15 protein-coding genes and 1 pseudogene are annotated in these 17,099 nt (G+C 55.7%); 7 read left to right on the top strand and 9 right to left on the bottom strand.

The genetic code is table 11. The features are described 5' to 3' along the window. Positions 1–10: 10 nt before the first annotated feature. From AC2FLG_RS13075 to AC2FLG_RS13050, 6 genes and pseudogenes are all read right to left on the bottom strand, one after another. Positions 11–1,162, bottom strand: a complete 1,152-nt coding sequence (locus AC2FLG_RS13075; RefSeq protein ID WP_496706525.1) for an ABC transporter substrate-binding protein — start codon at positions 1,160–1,162, stop codon at positions 11–13. Beyond that, positions 1,159–3,039 carry a branched-chain amino acid ABC transporter ATP-binding protein/permease gene (locus AC2FLG_RS13070; RefSeq protein WP_496706523.1) on the bottom strand — a complete coding sequence of 627 codons (1,881 nt, stop codon included), beginning with the start codon at positions 3,037–3,039 and terminating at the stop codon, positions 1,159–1,161. The genes AC2FLG_RS13075 and AC2FLG_RS13070 overlap by 4 nt, the downstream gene beginning before the upstream one ends. Next, a complete protein-coding gene (locus tag AC2FLG_RS13065) occupies positions 3,036–3,806 on the bottom strand; it encodes an N-formylglutamate amidohydrolase (RefSeq protein ID WP_496706521.1) in 771 nt (256 codons plus the stop codon). Before AC2FLG_RS13065 ends, AC2FLG_RS13070 begins: the two co-directional genes overlap by 4 nt. Continuing rightward, positions 3,803–4,572: pseudogene (locus AC2FLG_RS13060) on the bottom strand (Rossmann-fold NAD(P)-binding domain-containing protein). The gene AC2FLG_RS13065 and the pseudogene AC2FLG_RS13060 overlap by 4 nt, the downstream one beginning before the upstream one ends. Next, positions 4,572–5,876 (bottom strand): glutamine synthetase family protein, encoded by a 1,305-nt coding sequence (locus tag AC2FLG_RS13055; RefSeq protein ID WP_496706519.1) that lies wholly within the window; start codon positions 5,874–5,876, stop codon positions 4,572–4,574. Before AC2FLG_RS13055 ends, AC2FLG_RS13060 begins: the two are co-directional and overlap by 1 nt. Further along, on the bottom strand, positions 5,873–6,721 hold the full coding sequence (locus AC2FLG_RS13050) for a MurR/RpiR family transcriptional regulator (RefSeq protein WP_496706517.1): 849 nt from the start codon (positions 6,719–6,721) through the stop codon (positions 5,873–5,875). The genes AC2FLG_RS13055 and AC2FLG_RS13050 overlap by 4 nt, the downstream gene beginning before the upstream one ends. 145 nt (positions 6,722–6,866) lie before the next feature. Here AC2FLG_RS13050 and AC2FLG_RS13045 point away from each other — a divergent pair, with 145 nt between their 5' ends. The 7 genes from AC2FLG_RS13045 to AC2FLG_RS13015 all read left to right on the top strand — a co-directional run bounded on the left by AC2FLG_RS13045 (position 6,867) and on the right by AC2FLG_RS13015 (position 12,525). Further along, positions 6,867–7,508, top strand: a complete 642-nt coding sequence (locus tag AC2FLG_RS13045) for a cysteine hydrolase family protein (RefSeq protein WP_496706515.1) — start codon at positions 6,867–6,869, stop codon at positions 7,506–7,508. A 772-nt stretch (positions 7,509–8,280) separates the two neighbouring features. Further along, positions 8,281–8,634, top strand: a complete 354-nt coding sequence (locus tag AC2FLG_RS13040) for a hypothetical protein (RefSeq protein WP_142635000.1) — start codon at positions 8,281–8,283, stop codon at positions 8,632–8,634. Positions 8,635–8,698: 64 nt separating this feature from the next. Beyond that, positions 8,699–9,463, top strand: coding sequence for a hypothetical protein (locus AC2FLG_RS13035; RefSeq protein ID WP_496706514.1), 765 nt, complete (start codon positions 8,699–8,701; stop codon positions 9,461–9,463). Positions 9,464–9,546: 83 nt separating this feature from the next. Then, positions 9,547–10,746, top strand: coding sequence for an N-acetyltransferase DgcN family protein (locus tag AC2FLG_RS13030; protein ID WP_496701679.1), 1,200 nt, complete (start codon positions 9,547–9,549; stop codon positions 10,744–10,746). Continuing rightward, positions 10,743–11,864 carry an alanine/ornithine racemase family PLP-dependent enzyme gene (locus tag AC2FLG_RS13025; RefSeq protein WP_496706511.1) on the top strand — a complete coding sequence of 374 codons (1,122 nt, stop codon included), beginning with the start codon at positions 10,743–10,745 and terminating at the stop codon, positions 11,862–11,864. Before AC2FLG_RS13030 ends, AC2FLG_RS13025 begins: the two co-directional genes overlap by 4 nt. Positions 11,865–11,912: 48 nt before the next feature. Beyond that, positions 11,913–12,125, top strand: coding sequence for a hypothetical protein (locus tag AC2FLG_RS13020; RefSeq protein ID WP_496706509.1), 213 nt, complete (start codon positions 11,913–11,915; stop codon positions 12,123–12,125). Positions 12,126–12,243: 118 nt separating this feature from the next. Then, complete coding sequence (locus tag AC2FLG_RS13015; protein ID WP_282021446.1) at positions 12,244–12,525, top strand: hypothetical protein; 282 nt, start codon at positions 12,244–12,246, stop codon at positions 12,523–12,525. Positions 12,526–12,864: 339 nt separating this feature from the next. Here the strand turns inward: AC2FLG_RS13015 and AC2FLG_RS13010 are convergent, their stop codons facing one another. From AC2FLG_RS13010 to cobT, 3 genes are all read right to left on the bottom strand, one after another. Beyond that, the gene (locus AC2FLG_RS13010) at positions 12,865–13,206 is read right to left on the bottom strand and encodes a DUF427 domain-containing protein (protein WP_142634990.1); all 342 of its coding nucleotides are present in this window, start codon (positions 13,204–13,206) and stop codon (positions 12,865–12,867) included. A gap of 64 nt (positions 13,207–13,270) precedes the next feature. Continuing rightward, complete coding sequence (locus AC2FLG_RS13005; RefSeq protein WP_496706507.1) at positions 13,271–15,052, bottom strand: aminopeptidase P family protein; 1,782 nt, start codon at positions 15,050–15,052, stop codon at positions 13,271–13,273. A gap of 53 nt (positions 15,053–15,105) precedes the next feature. Next, entirely contained in the window at positions 15,106–16,983 is a 1,878-nt protein-coding gene (cobT, locus tag AC2FLG_RS13000; RefSeq protein WP_496706505.1) for a cobaltochelatase subunit CobT, read from the bottom strand. Between the last annotated feature and the right edge of the window lie 116 nt (positions 16,984–17,099).

The following is a 17,099-nucleotide window of genomic DNA, read 5'->3' as shown; positions in this document are numbered from 1 at the left end:
GGTTCAGACCTTACGGCTGTGGCAGGATCGCGGGATCAGCTGAGGTGCGCAGGACAAACTCTTTTTCGCCTGCATCGGTAATCCGTGCGACCACAACATCACGCAGAGGCATCCGGTCGGTCCCCGCGAAAGTGAAGTTGGACATGATACCCTCACCATTCTCAATGCCGGCCATTGCGGCAGTCACGGCAGCAGGGTCTGTCGTGCCAGCCGCTGCAACAGCATCCTCGATCATATGCGCAATATCGCAGCCATTGACGTAGTAATTGTTGTCAGGCGTGATCCCCTTTGCAGCAGAGAACCGCGCGATGAAATCGGCATAGGCAGAGCCTTCGTCTGGAAAGCCACCAGATGTATGCGCTACGCCTGTGACGACATCACCAAGGCCGCGTACGGTTGGTGAATCGAGTACGTCACCTCCCATCACCTGGGTATCAACCCCGGCACCCCGCAGCGCACGGATAAAGGCCGGGAAATCAGGCTCCCACGCCCATGTGACGATCACGTCCGGGGTGGTATCCGCATTCTTGATGGTCGTCACGATGGCAGAAAAGTCCGGCTGGTTCAGCGAATAGTTGCTTTCTCCGACAACGGCACCACCAAGCGATGTGAAGGCCTCGCCAAAGTACTCGGGCCCACCCAATGTGTAGGCACTGTCTGGGGATTTCACGAGCCAGACACGTTCGAACCCTTGCTCGCGTGCGTGGCCTGCCAGTACGGCAGCCTGTTGGTTGTCCGCAGGGTAACTGCCAAAGACATGTTCACCGACTTGCGTCAGAACCGGGGCTGTTCCGGCAAAGGTCATTGTTGGGATGCTGTCTGCCGCTGTGATCTGGGCCGCGGCGATTGTCGGATCGGCATCGGCTGACGCCACGATGAACTGCGCGCCGTCATCGATCATTTCCTGTACGACTTTAACGCCTTCGGCGATGTCAGACCGGGTGTCGCGCACGATCAGCTCAACCGGTGTTGTGCCGTTCAAGCCCCCCTTGGCGTTCATTTCGTCAATGCAGAACTGGAATCCGGCATAGGCGGGTCCATCATAGGGGGCCAGATAGCCCGATTGCGCGGACATTACGCCGATTTTATAACTCTCAGCCATCGCTGTTCCAGTCAGGCCGGTGATAACTGCTGTTGAAAGAAGAAGGGCATTACGTATCATTTTATTGCTACCTCTTTTGGTTGACTTCGGTTGGTTTCGCTAATTTCTGCTTTTTGGGCTGTGCGCCCTTTGCCGATGTAAGCCTCGATGACTTTGGGATTTGCGCGCACGTCATCAGGCGTGCCTTGCGCGATGACGCCACCTTGGTGCATCACCACGATCCAGTCCGACAGGCGGTTCACGAACCTCAGGTCATGATCGATCAGAAGGACACCGATGCCGCGTGTTTTGCCGACCTTAATCAGCCGATCAGCCAGATCATCTGTTTCGCCGGGATTCATGCCAGCGGCCGGTTCATCCAGTAAAAGAATCTTAGGGTCTTGTGCCAAAGCGCGGGCGATTTCCAGGCGCTTGCGGGCACCATATGGCAGGCTGTCGGCGCGATACCCGGCGACTTCCCCAAGATCAAAGGCATCCAGTTCACGCAGGGTGATAGCCGCGGCAGTCTTGCGGTCGTGACCTGCGGTCAAAGCGGCAACAAGAACATTTTCATAGGCTGTCAGACCGCTGAACAGGCGCAAGTTCTGGAAGCTACGCGAGACACCAAAGCCTGGCACTTTGTGATGCGCGACACGGGTCAGGTCAACCTCGCCCATATGCGCAGAACCGGTGTCCGCCTGATAGGCGCGTGTCAGCAAGTTAACAAGCGTGGACTTGCCAGCACCGTTGGGGCCAATCAGGCCAGTGATGCGCCCAGTCGGAGCTTCGAAACTGACGTCTCTTACGGCTTTGACGCCTGCGAAACTTTTTGACAGGTTTGATGCTTTCAGCGTGGCTGGGACGACGGGCTCGGGCGTGCGCGCAGGAGTTACTCGGGACTTCAGGCGCCCGAGCAGATTTGCATCGGCGCCAGGGCCAAGTTCAAAGCCTCCGACCAGACCCTGAGGTCGCGCCCAGATCACCAGCAGGATGGCAAGCCCCAGGACAATCGTCGTCAGGCCAAAGACCTCGGGCAAGGTGACGCCAAGCACAGTTGAGCCGCCTTCGAACTGGCGCACAGTGTCCTGCAGCAGCGTCACCGCGATCACCCCGACCACTGCGCCGCCAACCGATGACATTCCGCCGACAATCATCATGACCACCTGCGCAAAGACGAGCCCAAGGTAGAAGGATGCGGGTGAAAATGCCCCTAGCATATGCCCGTAAAGTGCACCTGCGACTGTCGCCATGGTACCAGAGGCACACCAAGCGATGAATCTTGTGCGTCGGGCATTGATGCCAAGTGCTGTTGCGGCATCCTCATCGTCACGGGCCGCGCGGGAAAACAGGCCCAAACGGCTTTCGCGATACCAACGGGCCAGCAGGATTGCGACCGTGGCCGCGCCGAGGGCCAGAACCAGATCTGTCACCCTTGGCACACCGTAAAACGTCTGGCTACCGCGTGTGATTTCGCGTGCGGCGATGGCCACGCCATGGGCGATGATCAGCAGGCCAAGCGTGGCAATCGTGGCAGACGCACCCACAAGCCGAGCGATGGCGCTTCCGGTTAAAGCTGCAAAGGCAAGTCCCGCAAGGGCGACCACCGGCAGCGACACCCAGATCGTTACTTCATGGCCTGCCAGAAATGACGGTAGATCCGGTAGGGCAGAACGTTGAAGAGCAGCAGGCATGGTGAGAATGCCTGACAGATAAGCGCCTAGCGCCAAAAACGCGCCATGCCCGAAAGACACAATGCCCGTGTTGCCGCAATAAATCGCAAGGGCCACTACGGCGACCACATTGACACACATCTGTACAGCAATCCGCTCGCCAGTGCGTCCAAAAATCAACGTCAGCCCAAGCACCACAGCCAGCAGCACAGCAACCGCCGCCGCCGTCCGGAGCAAGTTGGACGCCCGCAAGCGTCCGGGATGTGTATGAAGGGGGGCGATGCTCATGAGGGAATGTCCCCTACTGCTGTAAGGATTGCGTCTGCCAGCAGATCCGCCCACAGCCCGACTTGCGATTGTTCGCGGATTTGATCGTTTCGAATTTCAATCAGGCAATGCACAAGCTCACGGGGTTCTGCATGCGCTGGAATAAACCAATCGCCCTCAGTTTCGATCTGATAGGGCTTGTTCAACGCAAAGGTCATGTCAGGGCGGCGCTGCGCGATATGTGCCATCAATGCTTTGGCAGCACCGCCTGTACCGCGGCTTAAAAAGCCTGCCTGCCAAGGCCGGTCCTTGCCATCGAGATGCGGTGTAAAGGAATGGATCGAAAACGCGGCACGACGCGGACGGTTGGCAAAGAGCCGATTCAACTCTGCATCCATAGGTCGGAAGATTTCATCGACACGCATGGCCCGGCTCAATTCGGTGATCGCGCTGTTCCCCGGCACCTCAACCTGGTCGCTGATCGCAGGGACCGCCAAGGGGCTGTCAGGGGGACGGTTACAGTCAAATACCAGCCGTGAGTAATTTTGGACGACGAGAGGCGCGTTCAACTGTTCAGCCAACTGGCGCGCTACATTCTGAGCACCAATGTCCCAGCCGCGGTGGCTTTCAATGAAGTCGCGGTGGACGCCCAAATCTCCAAGCATCTCGGGGACCGCATTGCCTGCATGCTCACACAGCAGCACGATCTCCGACGTGCTATCCGCATTAACGACGTCAATCGGCGCAGGATCGTTCGGCCCCAATAAGGTATGAGTACACAAATTCATGCAGCTTGGACCGCACGGTGTGTGTATCGTCTTATCATACCGAGCAGATCCTTGGGATCGTGCGGGTCGGCAATCAGATCCAGCATTTCGCTTGGGGCGTCGTCAGTCGCTTTTTGGTGCAGCCAGCGCGTGGCCGAGAAATCCTCGACCACAAAGCCAACACCATCAAAAACCGTGATCTGATCTTCGGAGGTTCGTCCCTTTTTAGAACCGGTTAGAACCTGCCACAGTTCGTTGACCGCGTGATCCGGGTCGAGTTGCTGGATATCGCCCTTGATGCGCGTCTGTTTTGGGTACTCTACAGAAATGTCATTGCGCATCAGAATATCCTGTAGCCGATACTCGCAGCGGTTTTAGCTGATTTTGGGGCCAATATACGCGTCACCATCGCCGATGTTGCCACCGTGCGAAGCGCCGTCAGAAGGGTCATTTCAGAAAAGGGCTGTGGATAGCCGGTATCAACAGAGTCCAGCACACCAACGGCGGTTAGGGTTTGCAGGCCGACCTTGGTGTTCGATCGGTGCCCGTTCATGGACTTGAAGGTGTGATCCACACCATCAGAGGTTGGCATCAGTTCAATAACACCGACCTTAGAATGGGACGCCACGCGCGGTGTCTTGTCAAATACCGGCCAGCGTTTGAAATCGGCTTCGATCATATTGGCCAATTCTGCAAGGCAGTCCCGTAGGCCATGCTTATGGACCAGGGCCCGCATGTTTTCGACGCTGACAAATGGAACCAATGCTCTGTCAGAGGGCGCGCTCATCAGTATGTTCCTTCATACGCGGCGCATTTCTGTGCTGTGTCCATGCCTTTTACCGCGTCGATTTCTGCAGCCTTATGGGCGGCGTAGACGCTCGCGAAATCTGGACCAAACCAACCGGTGACTGTCGTATCCGCCTGAAACGCCTCAAGGGCGGCCTCAAGCGTTTCGGGCAGGCGCACAAATCCACGCGCCGTGAGATCGTCCGCTGACAGAAGTGACAGGTCTTCCTCGGTCGGCGCAGGCGCTTTCAGCCCATCTTCGATCCCCTGAACACCAGCATGTACAACAGCGGCCAAAGCCAGGTAAGGCGACGCCGCTGCATCCGCCGCGCGGTATTCAATGTTGAATTGTCTGGCGATTGAAGCGGGGTCCTTTGCCGTCACAGGGCAGACCCTTAACGAGGCCTCGCGGTCTCGGAACCCGAGATTGTTATACGCAGCCGACCACCGGTGCGGAGTAAGGCGTTCGTATGACACGACAGACGGTGCCGTCAGCGCTAAAATGTTAGGCAGGTATTTTAGCACGCCAGCAGCGAACCCATCAGTAAGTCTGGACATCCCGCAGGGGCCGCTTGCATCAAATGTGACCGGCTCGCCGGCATCGTCGACAAAGCTCATGTGGATATGAACGCCATTGCCGACGCTCGCCACATCGCGGATTGGCGTAAAGGTTGCAGCCTCACCCAGGTGACGCGCTGCCGAGCGAGTAAGCTCGCGCAGGATTACTGCCGCATCTGCCGAGCGCACACCTTTGGCAGGGCCGATAACGACCTCGTATTGATTGGGGCCGAATTCCTTCATGATACTGTCTGGCTCGAGCCCGTTTTCGGCGAGTGTCGCCATCAGCACTTCGCAAAGCTTCCGCTGAATCTCGAACCCTTCGCGTCCGTATCCCTGGTTTTCCACCGCCGGTGGGCTTTTCAGTTGAAACTCGTGCTCGAACGCCGAGATCAGATGAACGCCCGCCACATCATGCAGGCGCTTCAGCGCGGATTTGAGGATAGCGCGCGTACAAAAGGCCCAAGGATCCCCGTCAAGCGTGACGACATCGCCCATCAGGAAATGCTCGGTCACATCTCCAAATGTCGCCCGGGCCTCTGCGTTTGCATCGGGAATCAAAAGCAAATCACCTAGTGCGCCGAACGGGCTGTCAGCGATTATGTCGAAACAGGTGATCTGCACATTGGTAGGGGTCCAGCCGACCCCCCGCACCAGCCGTTTTTCCAACTGATCAGCGGGAAAGGCTTTGCCGCGCACCTTTCCGGCAACATCGGATATGGCAGCAAAAATTAGCGGCAGGGTCATTTTTCATTTTCCTCTTGAGTAAAGCGCAAAGCATCCCAGGCCTTGATGCGGTCTCGGGTCTGTTCCCAGTTGTCCTCGGCAATCCGCGTCACGATGGCCTCGGTCACCGAGAGTGCCGCCGAGTAAGTATCCCACAAGGTGCCGCTATCAATTGGCACCGGCATGACCTCATGGGCGTGTTTGGCAATCGGTGAAATCCATTTGTCCGTCATCAGGATCACACGGGCATTCCGATCGCGTGAGGCAACAAGCGACAGCTGCTCCAGCGCCGATTGGTAGCGGCGAAAATCAACAGCATAAAGGATATCCCCGGGCCGCATCCGCAACAGATATTCTGGCCAGCCTTCAGGCGTATCAGGCAGATGAAACACATCCTTGCGGATCTGACGCAGGTGGAACGAAAGATGCTTGGCGATCGTATCGCTGATCCGGCCACCCAGCACGTAAACGCTGCGTTTCGGGTCGGTCAGAAGGGTGCAGATCTGGTTAAACTGATCTTCGGTGATCGCATCAGCCGCCATGGCCATCTGGCTGGCCGATTTGGAAATAAAGTCCTTCAGATATCCCCCATGAACGGGCCGTTCCGCCTGGTGGAGTTGAACAGGCGAGCGGTGCCCTTCTTTCAATTCCGCGATAAGATCACGTTGGAAATCCTGATATCCATCAAGTCCAATCTTGGTAACAAACCGTGAGATTGAAGGCGGTGACACCTCGGCGTGTTTTGCCAGCTCTTGGATCGAGGAAAGGCCAGCAAATGGGTAATCCGACAGGATAGCTGCAGCAAGTTTGCGCTCTCCGCTGGTTAGCATATCGGCTGCGTTTTCGATGCGGTCTCTGATCAACATGCGCTATATGGTGGTGGAAAAATATTTTCTGTCAATCTAAATTGAATTGACTTTGGAATTTTATTTTCTTTTAGTATGGACGTCATGATCGCCCTCATTCATAAAATTAGACCTCTTGGGCAAACATTTGAAAGCAGAGACAGACATGGAATTGACCCGCGATCTTCCACTAGAACATGACCAATCGGGATTGCTGTTTATTGACGTGCAGAACTTTGCAGCCCACAGGGATGGTGCCGAATTCGAAGGGCTGACAAATGCCGAGTTTGACGCAAAGTTTGGCTGGTTTTTTGAGCAGCTGAAATCCCGTATCGTACCTAATATGCAAGCCTTGCAAAAGGGATTTCGCGCGGCGGGAGTCGAGGTTCTTTACACAACGATTGAAAGTCTGACCAAAGACGGGCGCGACAGATCTCTGGATTACAAAATCACGGGCTTCAACGTGCCCAAAGGATCCTGGGACGGCAAGGTGATCGACGAACTGGCACCAGCCGATGATGAGATCGTGTTTCCAAAATCTTCGTCCTCAGTCTTTGTCTCGACCCACATAGATTACGTGCTGCGCAATCTCGGCATAAAGCAATTGGTGCTGGCAGGGATCGTGACTGATCAATGCGTCGAAAGCGCAATTCGCGATGCTTGTGATCTGGGCTATCTGGTCACCCAAGTGACGGATGCCTGCATGACCTACACGCAAGAGCGTCACGACAATTCCCTGCAAACGATCAAAGGCTACTGCCGTCAGGTGACGACAGCCGAATTGCTTGACGAAATCGGTCGTGGCTAGGTCGGTGAGGCGCCCAGCCGATCCGTTTGGCGGCGCGTCTCAGGCGTTACCCACGCCCGTTTTCTCGCCAAATTCCGATTTTTCCCTGCGCGTCAGTCCAACCTGTCATCATCCAAAAAATCGCTCAGAAATGTTTGGCGAGGCACACTCAAAACAGCATGTGAGATCAGAGACAAACCCACACTTTTCGGTAAAACGTCCAAGCATTATCTGCCCTCACCGCATGTTTTCCTTGATGCAGCGAATGCCAGTTTCAGAGTGACATAGTAAAAAGGCTACATAAGTGGTCACGGATTTGCCGATACACAAAGCAAATGCCAGGTTGAAACCATTTTTTTGATCGGTATCGGGGCCTTGGGAACAGCGGTAGGGCCACGAGCGTTGTAATTGCGTCTCCAAGTGGTTATATAGAAAACACTAAAGTTCTGGTTTTCTGCAGCCCAGGCGTATCGCCTGCTAGAGCGAACTAAGTTCTTCCATCATGAAAATTCAGCTGTCACGTCCTCTACTTGGATATGATGTTTGGGAAAGTTGCCGATGTTTTCGCGCACGACCACATCGCTTGTGACGTTAGTTGATCCGTTTGTGGTGATCAGACGCACCGATGGCTTGCCAATAAACCACAACGCAACCGTTGATCAAATGAGCTTCCGATAGGCAAGAACTGCGCCTATCGACCATCGCGTCCTGGGATTGGCCCGGGCGCAAGATCAAGATTGCGCAGAAAGACATAAAACAGCGAGGCGGCGCTTTCTCCGCCAGAGGATCGAAAATGACATTTCCAGAATGGACGAAACCAGGCATCTACGGTGCTTTGTGTGGTGCGGTTGCGGTCTCAATCCTTGGCTTTACCTGGGGCGGATGGACAACCAGCGGCAGCGCTCAAGAGTTGGCGAAAGACCATGCAAGCGAAGAAGTAACGCTCGCGATGGTGCCGGTCTGCCTGAACAGGTCAACCGCTGATCCCAAGCGCGAAGAAATAATCGAAACACTGCAAGAGGCCTCTGGCTTCAACCGCCGCAAGGCCATGATGGATACAGGTTGGGCAACACTGCCGGGGTCAGATTCGCCAAGCCGCGACCTCGCAGATGCCTGTATCGCGGGGCTTGAGCTGGATGGATCATAAGGCAAAGGCAATGCCGCAACTCTTTCGGACGACTTGGCGCGCAAATCTGTTACTAGGCATTCAGATGAGTGCGGCGCTGATTGGGTTTACACTCTGTGCTTTGCTTTTATTTTCGATGCCTGCATTCGCTCAATCTACATCGCAATCGGTGCCAGAATATGCCACTGCAACGAGCTACGGCGACGGTTGGAAATGTAACGCCGGGTATAGGTTGAGTGGCGACGTCTGCGCGGCTGTCATAGTGCCAGCAAATGCCTATCCGACCAACCGTACCTATGGTTTAGGTTGGGAATGTCTTCATGGTTTTCGCGAGAACGATGAAGCGACCTGTGTTGCGGTGATTGTACCCGATGGCGGATTCCTTGATTCATCAGGTGAACGTTGGCATTGCTCGCGCGGTTTTCTCAAAATCGACGACACGTGCCAAGAAATTGTCGTACCCGCAAACGCTTATCTGGCTGATACGACCTATGGACCCGCGTGGGAATGCAAACGTGGGTTCGAAGCATTGGACGACCGTTGCGTCGCCATTGTGGTCCCGGCCAACGCGTATTTGAATTCATCAGGATACGGCCAACCTTGGACATGTGAACGTGGATATTTTGTACAGGATGGCACGTGCGCGGCCGTCGTGATCCCTGAACATGCCTACTTGGACGATGCAACGTACGGCACGGGATGGAAGTGCGAGCGGGGATACGCGACCTCAGGTGTGAATTGCGAAACAATAGTGCTTCCTGCGAATGCCCATCTTGACAGGTCCGGAAACCGTTGGAACTGCAACAGGAATTTCAAGTCATCTAAAGGCCTGTGCGTTCTCGATAACTGAGCGCGCGGCGCGACTATTTCGACTTTGGTATCCGATGGTGACGACCGTGTTGCCTTGGGTGTCGACCACACAAAGGAAACATCATGAAAACCGACTTTAACGTGGCAAACACGATCCGTCGTCCTGTTAGCGGGGCGCAGGCGCCGCCATTGACCAGCGACGAACCCATAAGATCAACTTCTGCCACTCAGATCATCTTGCCGCCAACTGCGATTGTCTATTGCCAAGGTAACTTTGCCAAGGCGGATGGCAAAACTGCAAATGGCCTTGTTCGTCATTCACAGGCCTACAGGATCCTGTCTGTCATAGATAGCGATCACGACGGCAAAGACAGCGGGTTGGTTCTTGACGATACTGTAAACCACATTCCGGTCTTCAGAAGTCTGGACGCTGCTGTTGTCCATGAAGCCGTAATCCCAGATACCCTCATTTACGGGATGGCACCATCTACAGGCAGGCTCTCATCGACAGATCGTGACGTTGTTCTCGACGCGATATCACTTGGTATGAACATCGTCAGTGGATTGCATGAGTATCTGGGCGATGATCCAGAAATCGCCTCTTTTGCGGCCGAACGCAAAGTCACCATCCGAGATATTCGCAAACCTAAACCCAGCAAGGATATGCGCCTGTTCGATGGAAGTATTGCAGGTGTGAAAGCACTGCGCATAGCGGTTCTTGGAACCGACTGCGCCATCGGAAAGCGGACAACAGCGACTGTTTTAGCCCGTGCTTTGAACGCAAGAGGCATCAAGACTGTCCTTGTTGGTACCGGCCAGACAGGTTTGATGCAGGGTGCAAAATATGGGGTGGCAATGGATGCCGTACCACCGCAGTTCTGTTGCGGCGAACTTGAAGGCGCGATCGTTGACGCTTCCGAGGCTGAACGACCCGATGTCATATTGATCGAAGGTCAAGGAGCGTTGAGCCATCCGGCGTTCTGCACATCCGCCTTTATCCTGCGGGGCAGCCAGCCGGACGCCGTAATCCTCCAGCACGCTCCAAAGCGCGCGCATCGCTGTGACTTTCCCAATATGCCGATGCCCAAGCCTGAAAGTGAGATTGCCCTTATCGAAGCATTTGCTGACACAAAGGTCATTGGTGTCACGCTCAATCATGAGGGGATGTCCGGGGCCGAAGTAACCGACACGATCGCTGCACAGTCACAAATACTCGGGCTGCCGGTAACGGATGTACTCAGCCGGCCGGCTTCGCATTTGCTTGCAATGGTTGTTGCCGCTTATCCTGGGTTACATCACTCGACACCCGTGGCTGCGATATGAGTACCCCTCGCATTGAGGTGCATCTGAGCAAGATACGTCACAATGCGAAGACTGTTGTCGAGCGCCTCAAGATACGCGGCATCGGTGTCACCGGTGTGACCAAGGCAGTGTGCGGGCATCCAGCAATCGCTCGGGCAATGCTCGACGGCGGCGCTGTGGGGCTTGCGGAAGCGCGGCTTAGTAACGTGCGAAGGTTACGCAACGCGGGCATGACATGCCCGATCACATTGATCCGTACACCAATGCTGAGTCAGGTCGATCAGGTCATCCAATACTGTGAGGCGAGTTACAATACAGAAATCCTCGTGATTACCGCTCTGGCCGCCGCCGCGATCCGGAAAGACTGCATTCACGGCATTATCCTGATGGTTGAGATGGGCGATCTGCGCGAAGGGATCATGCCAAAGGACCTCGGCTCGGTTGCACAGCAAGTGGTGGACATGCCCGGCGTTACGCTGAAAGGCATCGGAGCGAACTTTGCATGTCTGGGGGGAATTGCCCCGAATGCTGCAGATATGGAGGCCCTATCTGACCTGGCGAATGAAACAGAGGGGCAGTGTGGTCCCTTCCTTCACACGGTATCTGGCGGAAACTCGGCCAACCTTCCTTGGGCCCTCGGCGGACACCCAGTTTGTCGCATCAATGATCTAAGGCTGGGGGAAGCAATACTTCTGGGCATTGATCCGGTTTCCGGAGATCAGATAGGCGGGATGTATACGGATGCCTTCACGCTTGTCGCTGAGGTAATTGAAACAGGGTCCAAACCTGCATCTCACCCTCAGAGCATCTGCGATCCGGTATTCAAAAGACTTCACCTCGTCCCGAAAAGCGGACAGAGCACACAAATAATTCTGGCCGTTGGTCAGCAAGACACGAACATTTTGGGGCTTTCGATGCCCCCTGGATACAGGTTTATCGGTGCAACAAGCGATCATCTTGTCGTTGGCACTTACCATTCGACGCAAAGCGTAGGATCGGAAATGAAGTTCCAAATGAACTATAGTGCATTGATGAATGCTATGTCCGCTCCTGACGTTAAGACAAAGTTGCTCCGTGGCAGTCATTCAAGACACGCGCATGTCTCTCAAGGATCAGGCAATCACCTAGCATCGATTTGAACACTCAACTGATAAATGCACCGTTGAAAACGGTTAGGAGAATAACCATTGGCAAAGCTGACAAAAAAAACTGTCTTCTATGCACACGTTCCCAAGGCGGAAACACCGATGGACAAAACAACGCGGATCGTTAGAGAAATGGTCAACGAAGAAGCAGAGCAAAGACAGATCAAGAATGCCCGGCTCCGCAAAACTCGGCTCGAAAGGGATGCGAATACATTATCTGAAGCCTGTCCGCCGAAGCCCGTCAAAAAGCGGTGACAGGATAGTCGCCCCTTCTTTTTGCGCGACTGGAATGATCGAAACACGAACAAAGCGGCTAGCGAGCATTTTTTTCCCATGCATCAATCGCACCCATACTCATTTTACGGATACTGCCATGACAATCTCAGATGAGAGCTCAGAAAAAATTCACTATATCTGCCAGACATATGTGGAAAATAAGCCCGGTCGCGGAGGGCAAGGAAGCTTGAAAATTGGCAAGCAATTTGAATATTCCACGGCAGCAGAGGCACAAAACAGAGCAGAAAGGGAAGCGCTATCCGACGATTGCGCTGGCGCTGATGCCTACATGGTCAGTGAGGACCCGAACAGTGGCGAGGTCGGGGCGCCGAGTTTCATCATTAGGCTTGGAAATGTTCCGGAATTTGATGAGTTTTAGATCTTGAGCAGGCTTCAGTTTAACTCTCTAAACTCACCTTGTTTGCGGCATTAGATCGACCAAAAACAAATCTATTTGGTGCCAGAATAACAGACCATTTTGGGCGTGGGTTTTGCCAAGAAACTGCGCCATGAATACCGGAAAAAGCAGTTATTAGTGTAGGCGCAGCGAGAAATCCCAAGGTGCAGGTCGGGCTCGTTTGATACTTTCGTGGTATCCAGCGTAAAGGATCGTTCACTTACTTCGAGCCAGATTTTGACGTGAAGGCCAAAGCGATCTGGCCTTTCATATTGTGCAACAACTAGATTGAGTAGAGGTATTGCGCATCTGGGACATACGTCAGATTTGTTCGACCTTCACGGAATCAAGCGGGTAGAAGGCGACATGGCCTTTGATGTCTAAGGCAGAATGGATCGGGTCTTCATAGCTCCAAGCAGCGTTTTCAGTGACCGAGGATTTGTTGACGATCGAAAAATGCGTGGCTTGGCCCTTGTGTTTGCACTGCGTGACCTTGTCGGTAACATCCAGAAATGCCATCGCGATATCGGTACGAGGGAAATAGATGACCGGATCAAGATCGCCCTCGAGCAATTCCAGAGCATTTGTGGTTTCACCCAGAATGGCGCCTCCTGAACGGACGCTCCATTTGCCTGGTGTCTTGCGAATGGTGATCTCGGTCATCTTTGCTCTTCCTCTGGTCCGGTTTCGCGCTTATCCACTGCCCGGTATATGTAACGATGCGGTGTCAGATCGGTGCGGTTGCGGCATCCAACCACAGTTGGGCGTCATCTCCCAGCCTTGGTCGAACTTTTTCGGCAACTTCGCGGTGATATGCGTTCAGCCAGTCGCGTTCGACTGCCGTCAGCATATCGGTCAGAACCAAGCGTCGGTCGATAGGGACATAGGTCAATGTGCGCCATTCCAACATGGGACGTTCCGCGTCACCACTGGGCAGGGTAGGGGCAGATTGCACCACCAAAAGGTTTTCAATCCGGATTCCAAAGGCACCTTCGCGGTAATAACCCGGCTCATTCGACAAGATCATGCCCGGCAGCAAGGGCTCATGGCTGGCCTTGGACAGACGCTGAGGACCCTCATGCACACTCAGATAGGCACCGACGCCGTGCCCGACACCGTGATTAAAGTCCTGACCCGCTGCCCATAAGGGAATACGCGCCACGGATTCGATATCACGTCCAGCCAACCCGGCAGGCCAGCGCAGCATAGACATGGCGATCATGCCTTTCAGCACGCGAGTAAAGCAGGCTTTTTCTTCTTCACCCACATTGCCGATAGCAATGGTCCGGGTGATATCAGTCGTGCCATCCAAATATTGTCCGCCGCTGTCCAGCACCAGGATATGACCGTCTTGCAGCAGGCTGTCGGTTTCCTCGGTCACCCGGTAATGCATGATCGCGCCATTGGGTCCTGTCCCTGCAATCGTATCGAACGAGATATCCTGCAGGGCATTATCCTTGCGCCGGTTCTCCTCAAGCCGAGTGACCACCTGCGTTTCCGTAACATTGCCAGCGGCCTGCGCATCCAGCCAGCACAGCGTTTCGATCACAGCGACAGCATCGCGCAGATGTGCCTCGGCACTGCCTGCGATTTCGGCAGGGTTCTTGCAGGCTTTGGGCAGCGCACAAGGGTCGCCGCCATCGACCATCTGCCCTTCTAGCACATCGGCCACTGCCTGTGGCAGCGTACCAAGATCAACCTGAACCTTACCGTCAAGCGCTGCGACAGCCGTCAAAAACGTGTCCGGCGCATGAACTGTGACTGAATCGGCCATCGCCACGTTCAGCTTTTGGTGCGCCATGAACAGATCCACGCGGCCATCCGCATGCAGTATAGCAAACCCATGCGCCACCGGGTTGTACCCGATATCGGAGCCCCGAATGTTCAACAACCACATGATCGAGTCGGGCAGCGTAATCACCGCTGCGCCACAGCCCGCGTCCTGCAGGGACTGCGCCAGACGCGCGATTTTGCTGTCTGCGCTTTCGCCCGCGAATTCGATCGGGTGCAGCTTTACCGGGTTCATTGGTGGATCGGGTTGATCCCGCCAAACCCGGTCCACCAGATTCTCGCTGCGCTCCAGTGTAATATCTCGGCCTTCAAGGTCGGTCTGCGTTTTCGCGATCTGACCCGCCGAATGCAGCCACGGATCAAAGCCAACCCGACCACCCTGCGGGAGTTGTTCCTTTAGCCACGCGGCAAGGCTGACCTCGGGCCATGGAACAGGTATGTAATCGGCGGCGACCTGCGCTTTGACCTGCGTGCGATAGCGTCCGTCAATGAAGACGCCGGCCTTATCTGCCAAAACCACGCAAAACCCGGCCGAACCTGTGAACCCGGTCAGCCAGGCAAGCCGTTCGTCGCGCGGGGCCACATACTCGCCTTGATGCACATCCGCGCGCGGGACCAAGAAACCGTCCAACCCGTCGCGTGCCAATTCGGTCCGCAGATCGGCCAGCCGGGGCGGGCCCTGTTCCGGCCGTGCGGTCACGGCGAAGGACTGAAACATGTCATACCTCTATCAGTTTGGAGCGCGCGACGCCATGTTATGGAAAAGGCGATTCAGCCTACTCTCTTCATTCCCATCACCCGTGCTCGTGCGCGCGGATCACTGTCAAACAGAGCGGCCAGTTGCTCGGTCATGGCTCCGGCCAGTTGCTCGACATCCGTGATGGTCACGGCGCGGTCGTAATACCGGGTCACGTCATGGCCGATGCCGATGGCAAGCAATTCCACCATCTTGCGCTTTTCGACCATCCCGATCACATCGCGCAGGTGCTTTTCCAGATAGTTTGCTGGGTTCACGCTGAGCGTTGAATCATCGACCGGCGCCCCGTCCGAGATTACCATCAAAATCTTGCGCTGCTCGCGCCGTGCCATCATCCGGCGATGCGCCCATTCCAGCGCCTCGCCGTCGATATTTTCCTTCAGCAGACCTTCTTTCATCATCAGCCCCAGATTGGGTCGGGCGCGTCGCCACGGGGCATCCGCGCCTTTGTAGATGATATGGCGCAGATCGTTCAGACGACCGGGCTGCTGTGGGCGGCCATCGTTCAGCCAGGCCTCGCGCGCCAGCCCGCCTTTCCACGCTCGCGTGGTAAAGCCCAGAATCTCGACCTTGACGTTGCAGCGTTCCAGCGTGCGTGCCAGAACATCCGCGCAGATCGCCGCGATCGAAATAGGTCGCCCGCGCATCGAGCCCGAATTATCCAACAGCAGCGTCACCACCGTATCGCGGAACTCAGTATCCTTCTCGACCTTAAAGCTCAGCGGTGTGGTTGGGCTTGCAACAACACGCGCCAGACGGCCCGCGTCCAGAATGCCTTCTTCGCGGTCGAACTCCCAGCTGCGGTTCTGTTGCGCCTGCAACCGGCGCTGCAATTTGTTAGCCAAACGGCTGACGGCGCCTTTCAGCGGTTCTAGCTGTTGATCCAGATAGGCCCGAAGGCGTTCCAGCTCAGCGGGCTCCGCCAGATCCTCGGCGGCGATCTCTTCGTCATGGGTGCTCAGGTAGACCTTATAGTCGGGATCAGCATCGGATGCAGGCGGAGGGGCAGGCGGCTCCAGCGGGGCCTCGCCCTCGGGCATCTCGGCCTCTTCTCCCATTTCATCCTCGGCCATCTCATCCATGGAGACTTGGGCCTGAGACTGATCCTGCTGTTCTTCCTGTGACTGCTCAGGGGTCGCATCCGCGTCCTGTTCGTCCTGATCATCCTGACCAGTGCTGTCGGGGTCGGGCTGTTCTTCGGCGTCGTCTTCGGCCTGATCTTCCTGATCTTCGTCCAGCTCATCCGGGTCATCGCCCAGCTGATCGCCATAGCCCAGATCCTTGATCATCTGGCGTGCAAACTTGGCGAATTCGGCCTGGTCCGAAAGCACCTCGTCAAGGTTCTCCAGTACGCCCCCCGCCTGATCTTCGATAAACCCGCGCCACAGGTTCATGACATTGTCAGCCGCAGGCGGCAGGTCGCGACCAGTGGCCAGATGCCGGATCAGATAGCCGGCGGCCACCGAAAGAGGCGCGTCAGCTGGCTGTTTGCACTGATCATACCCACGCCGGATCGCTTCGTGCCCGATCTTGACGTCGATGTTGGACGCAGTGCCTGGCATGTCCCGCGCACCCATCGCTTCGCACCGGGCAACCTCCATCGCCTCGTACAGATCGCGGGCCATGTCACCCGGAGGCGCATAGCGATTATGAGTAGCATCATCGTGATAGCGTCGCTGCAAAGCCAAAGCATCCGCGGTCCCGCGTGCCAACAGAACCTCTTCCCGCGTCATGCGCCGCGAGACCTGAGGCAACCGCATCGACTCACCCGACAGGCCCGACGGGTCGACCGTATAGCTCACCGTAAGTTCCGGATCGTCGGCCATCACTTTGGTGGCTTCGGCCAGAGCTTTCTTGAACGGATCAGCGGGGTTGTCTTTGGGTTTGCTCATCGGTGGCAGGTCCGGTCTTGTTCTACTCGGGCAACCTAGAGCCAATCATAGGTCTTGACCATAGGGTCGGCCTTGTTTTCCGGGTAATCAGCGGCACGCCCGAATTGCAAAAACGC

It is taken from the genome of Ruegeria sp. CDSA193, assembly GCF_059611885.1.
This window is presented reverse-complemented; position numbering and strand designations above follow the sequence as displayed.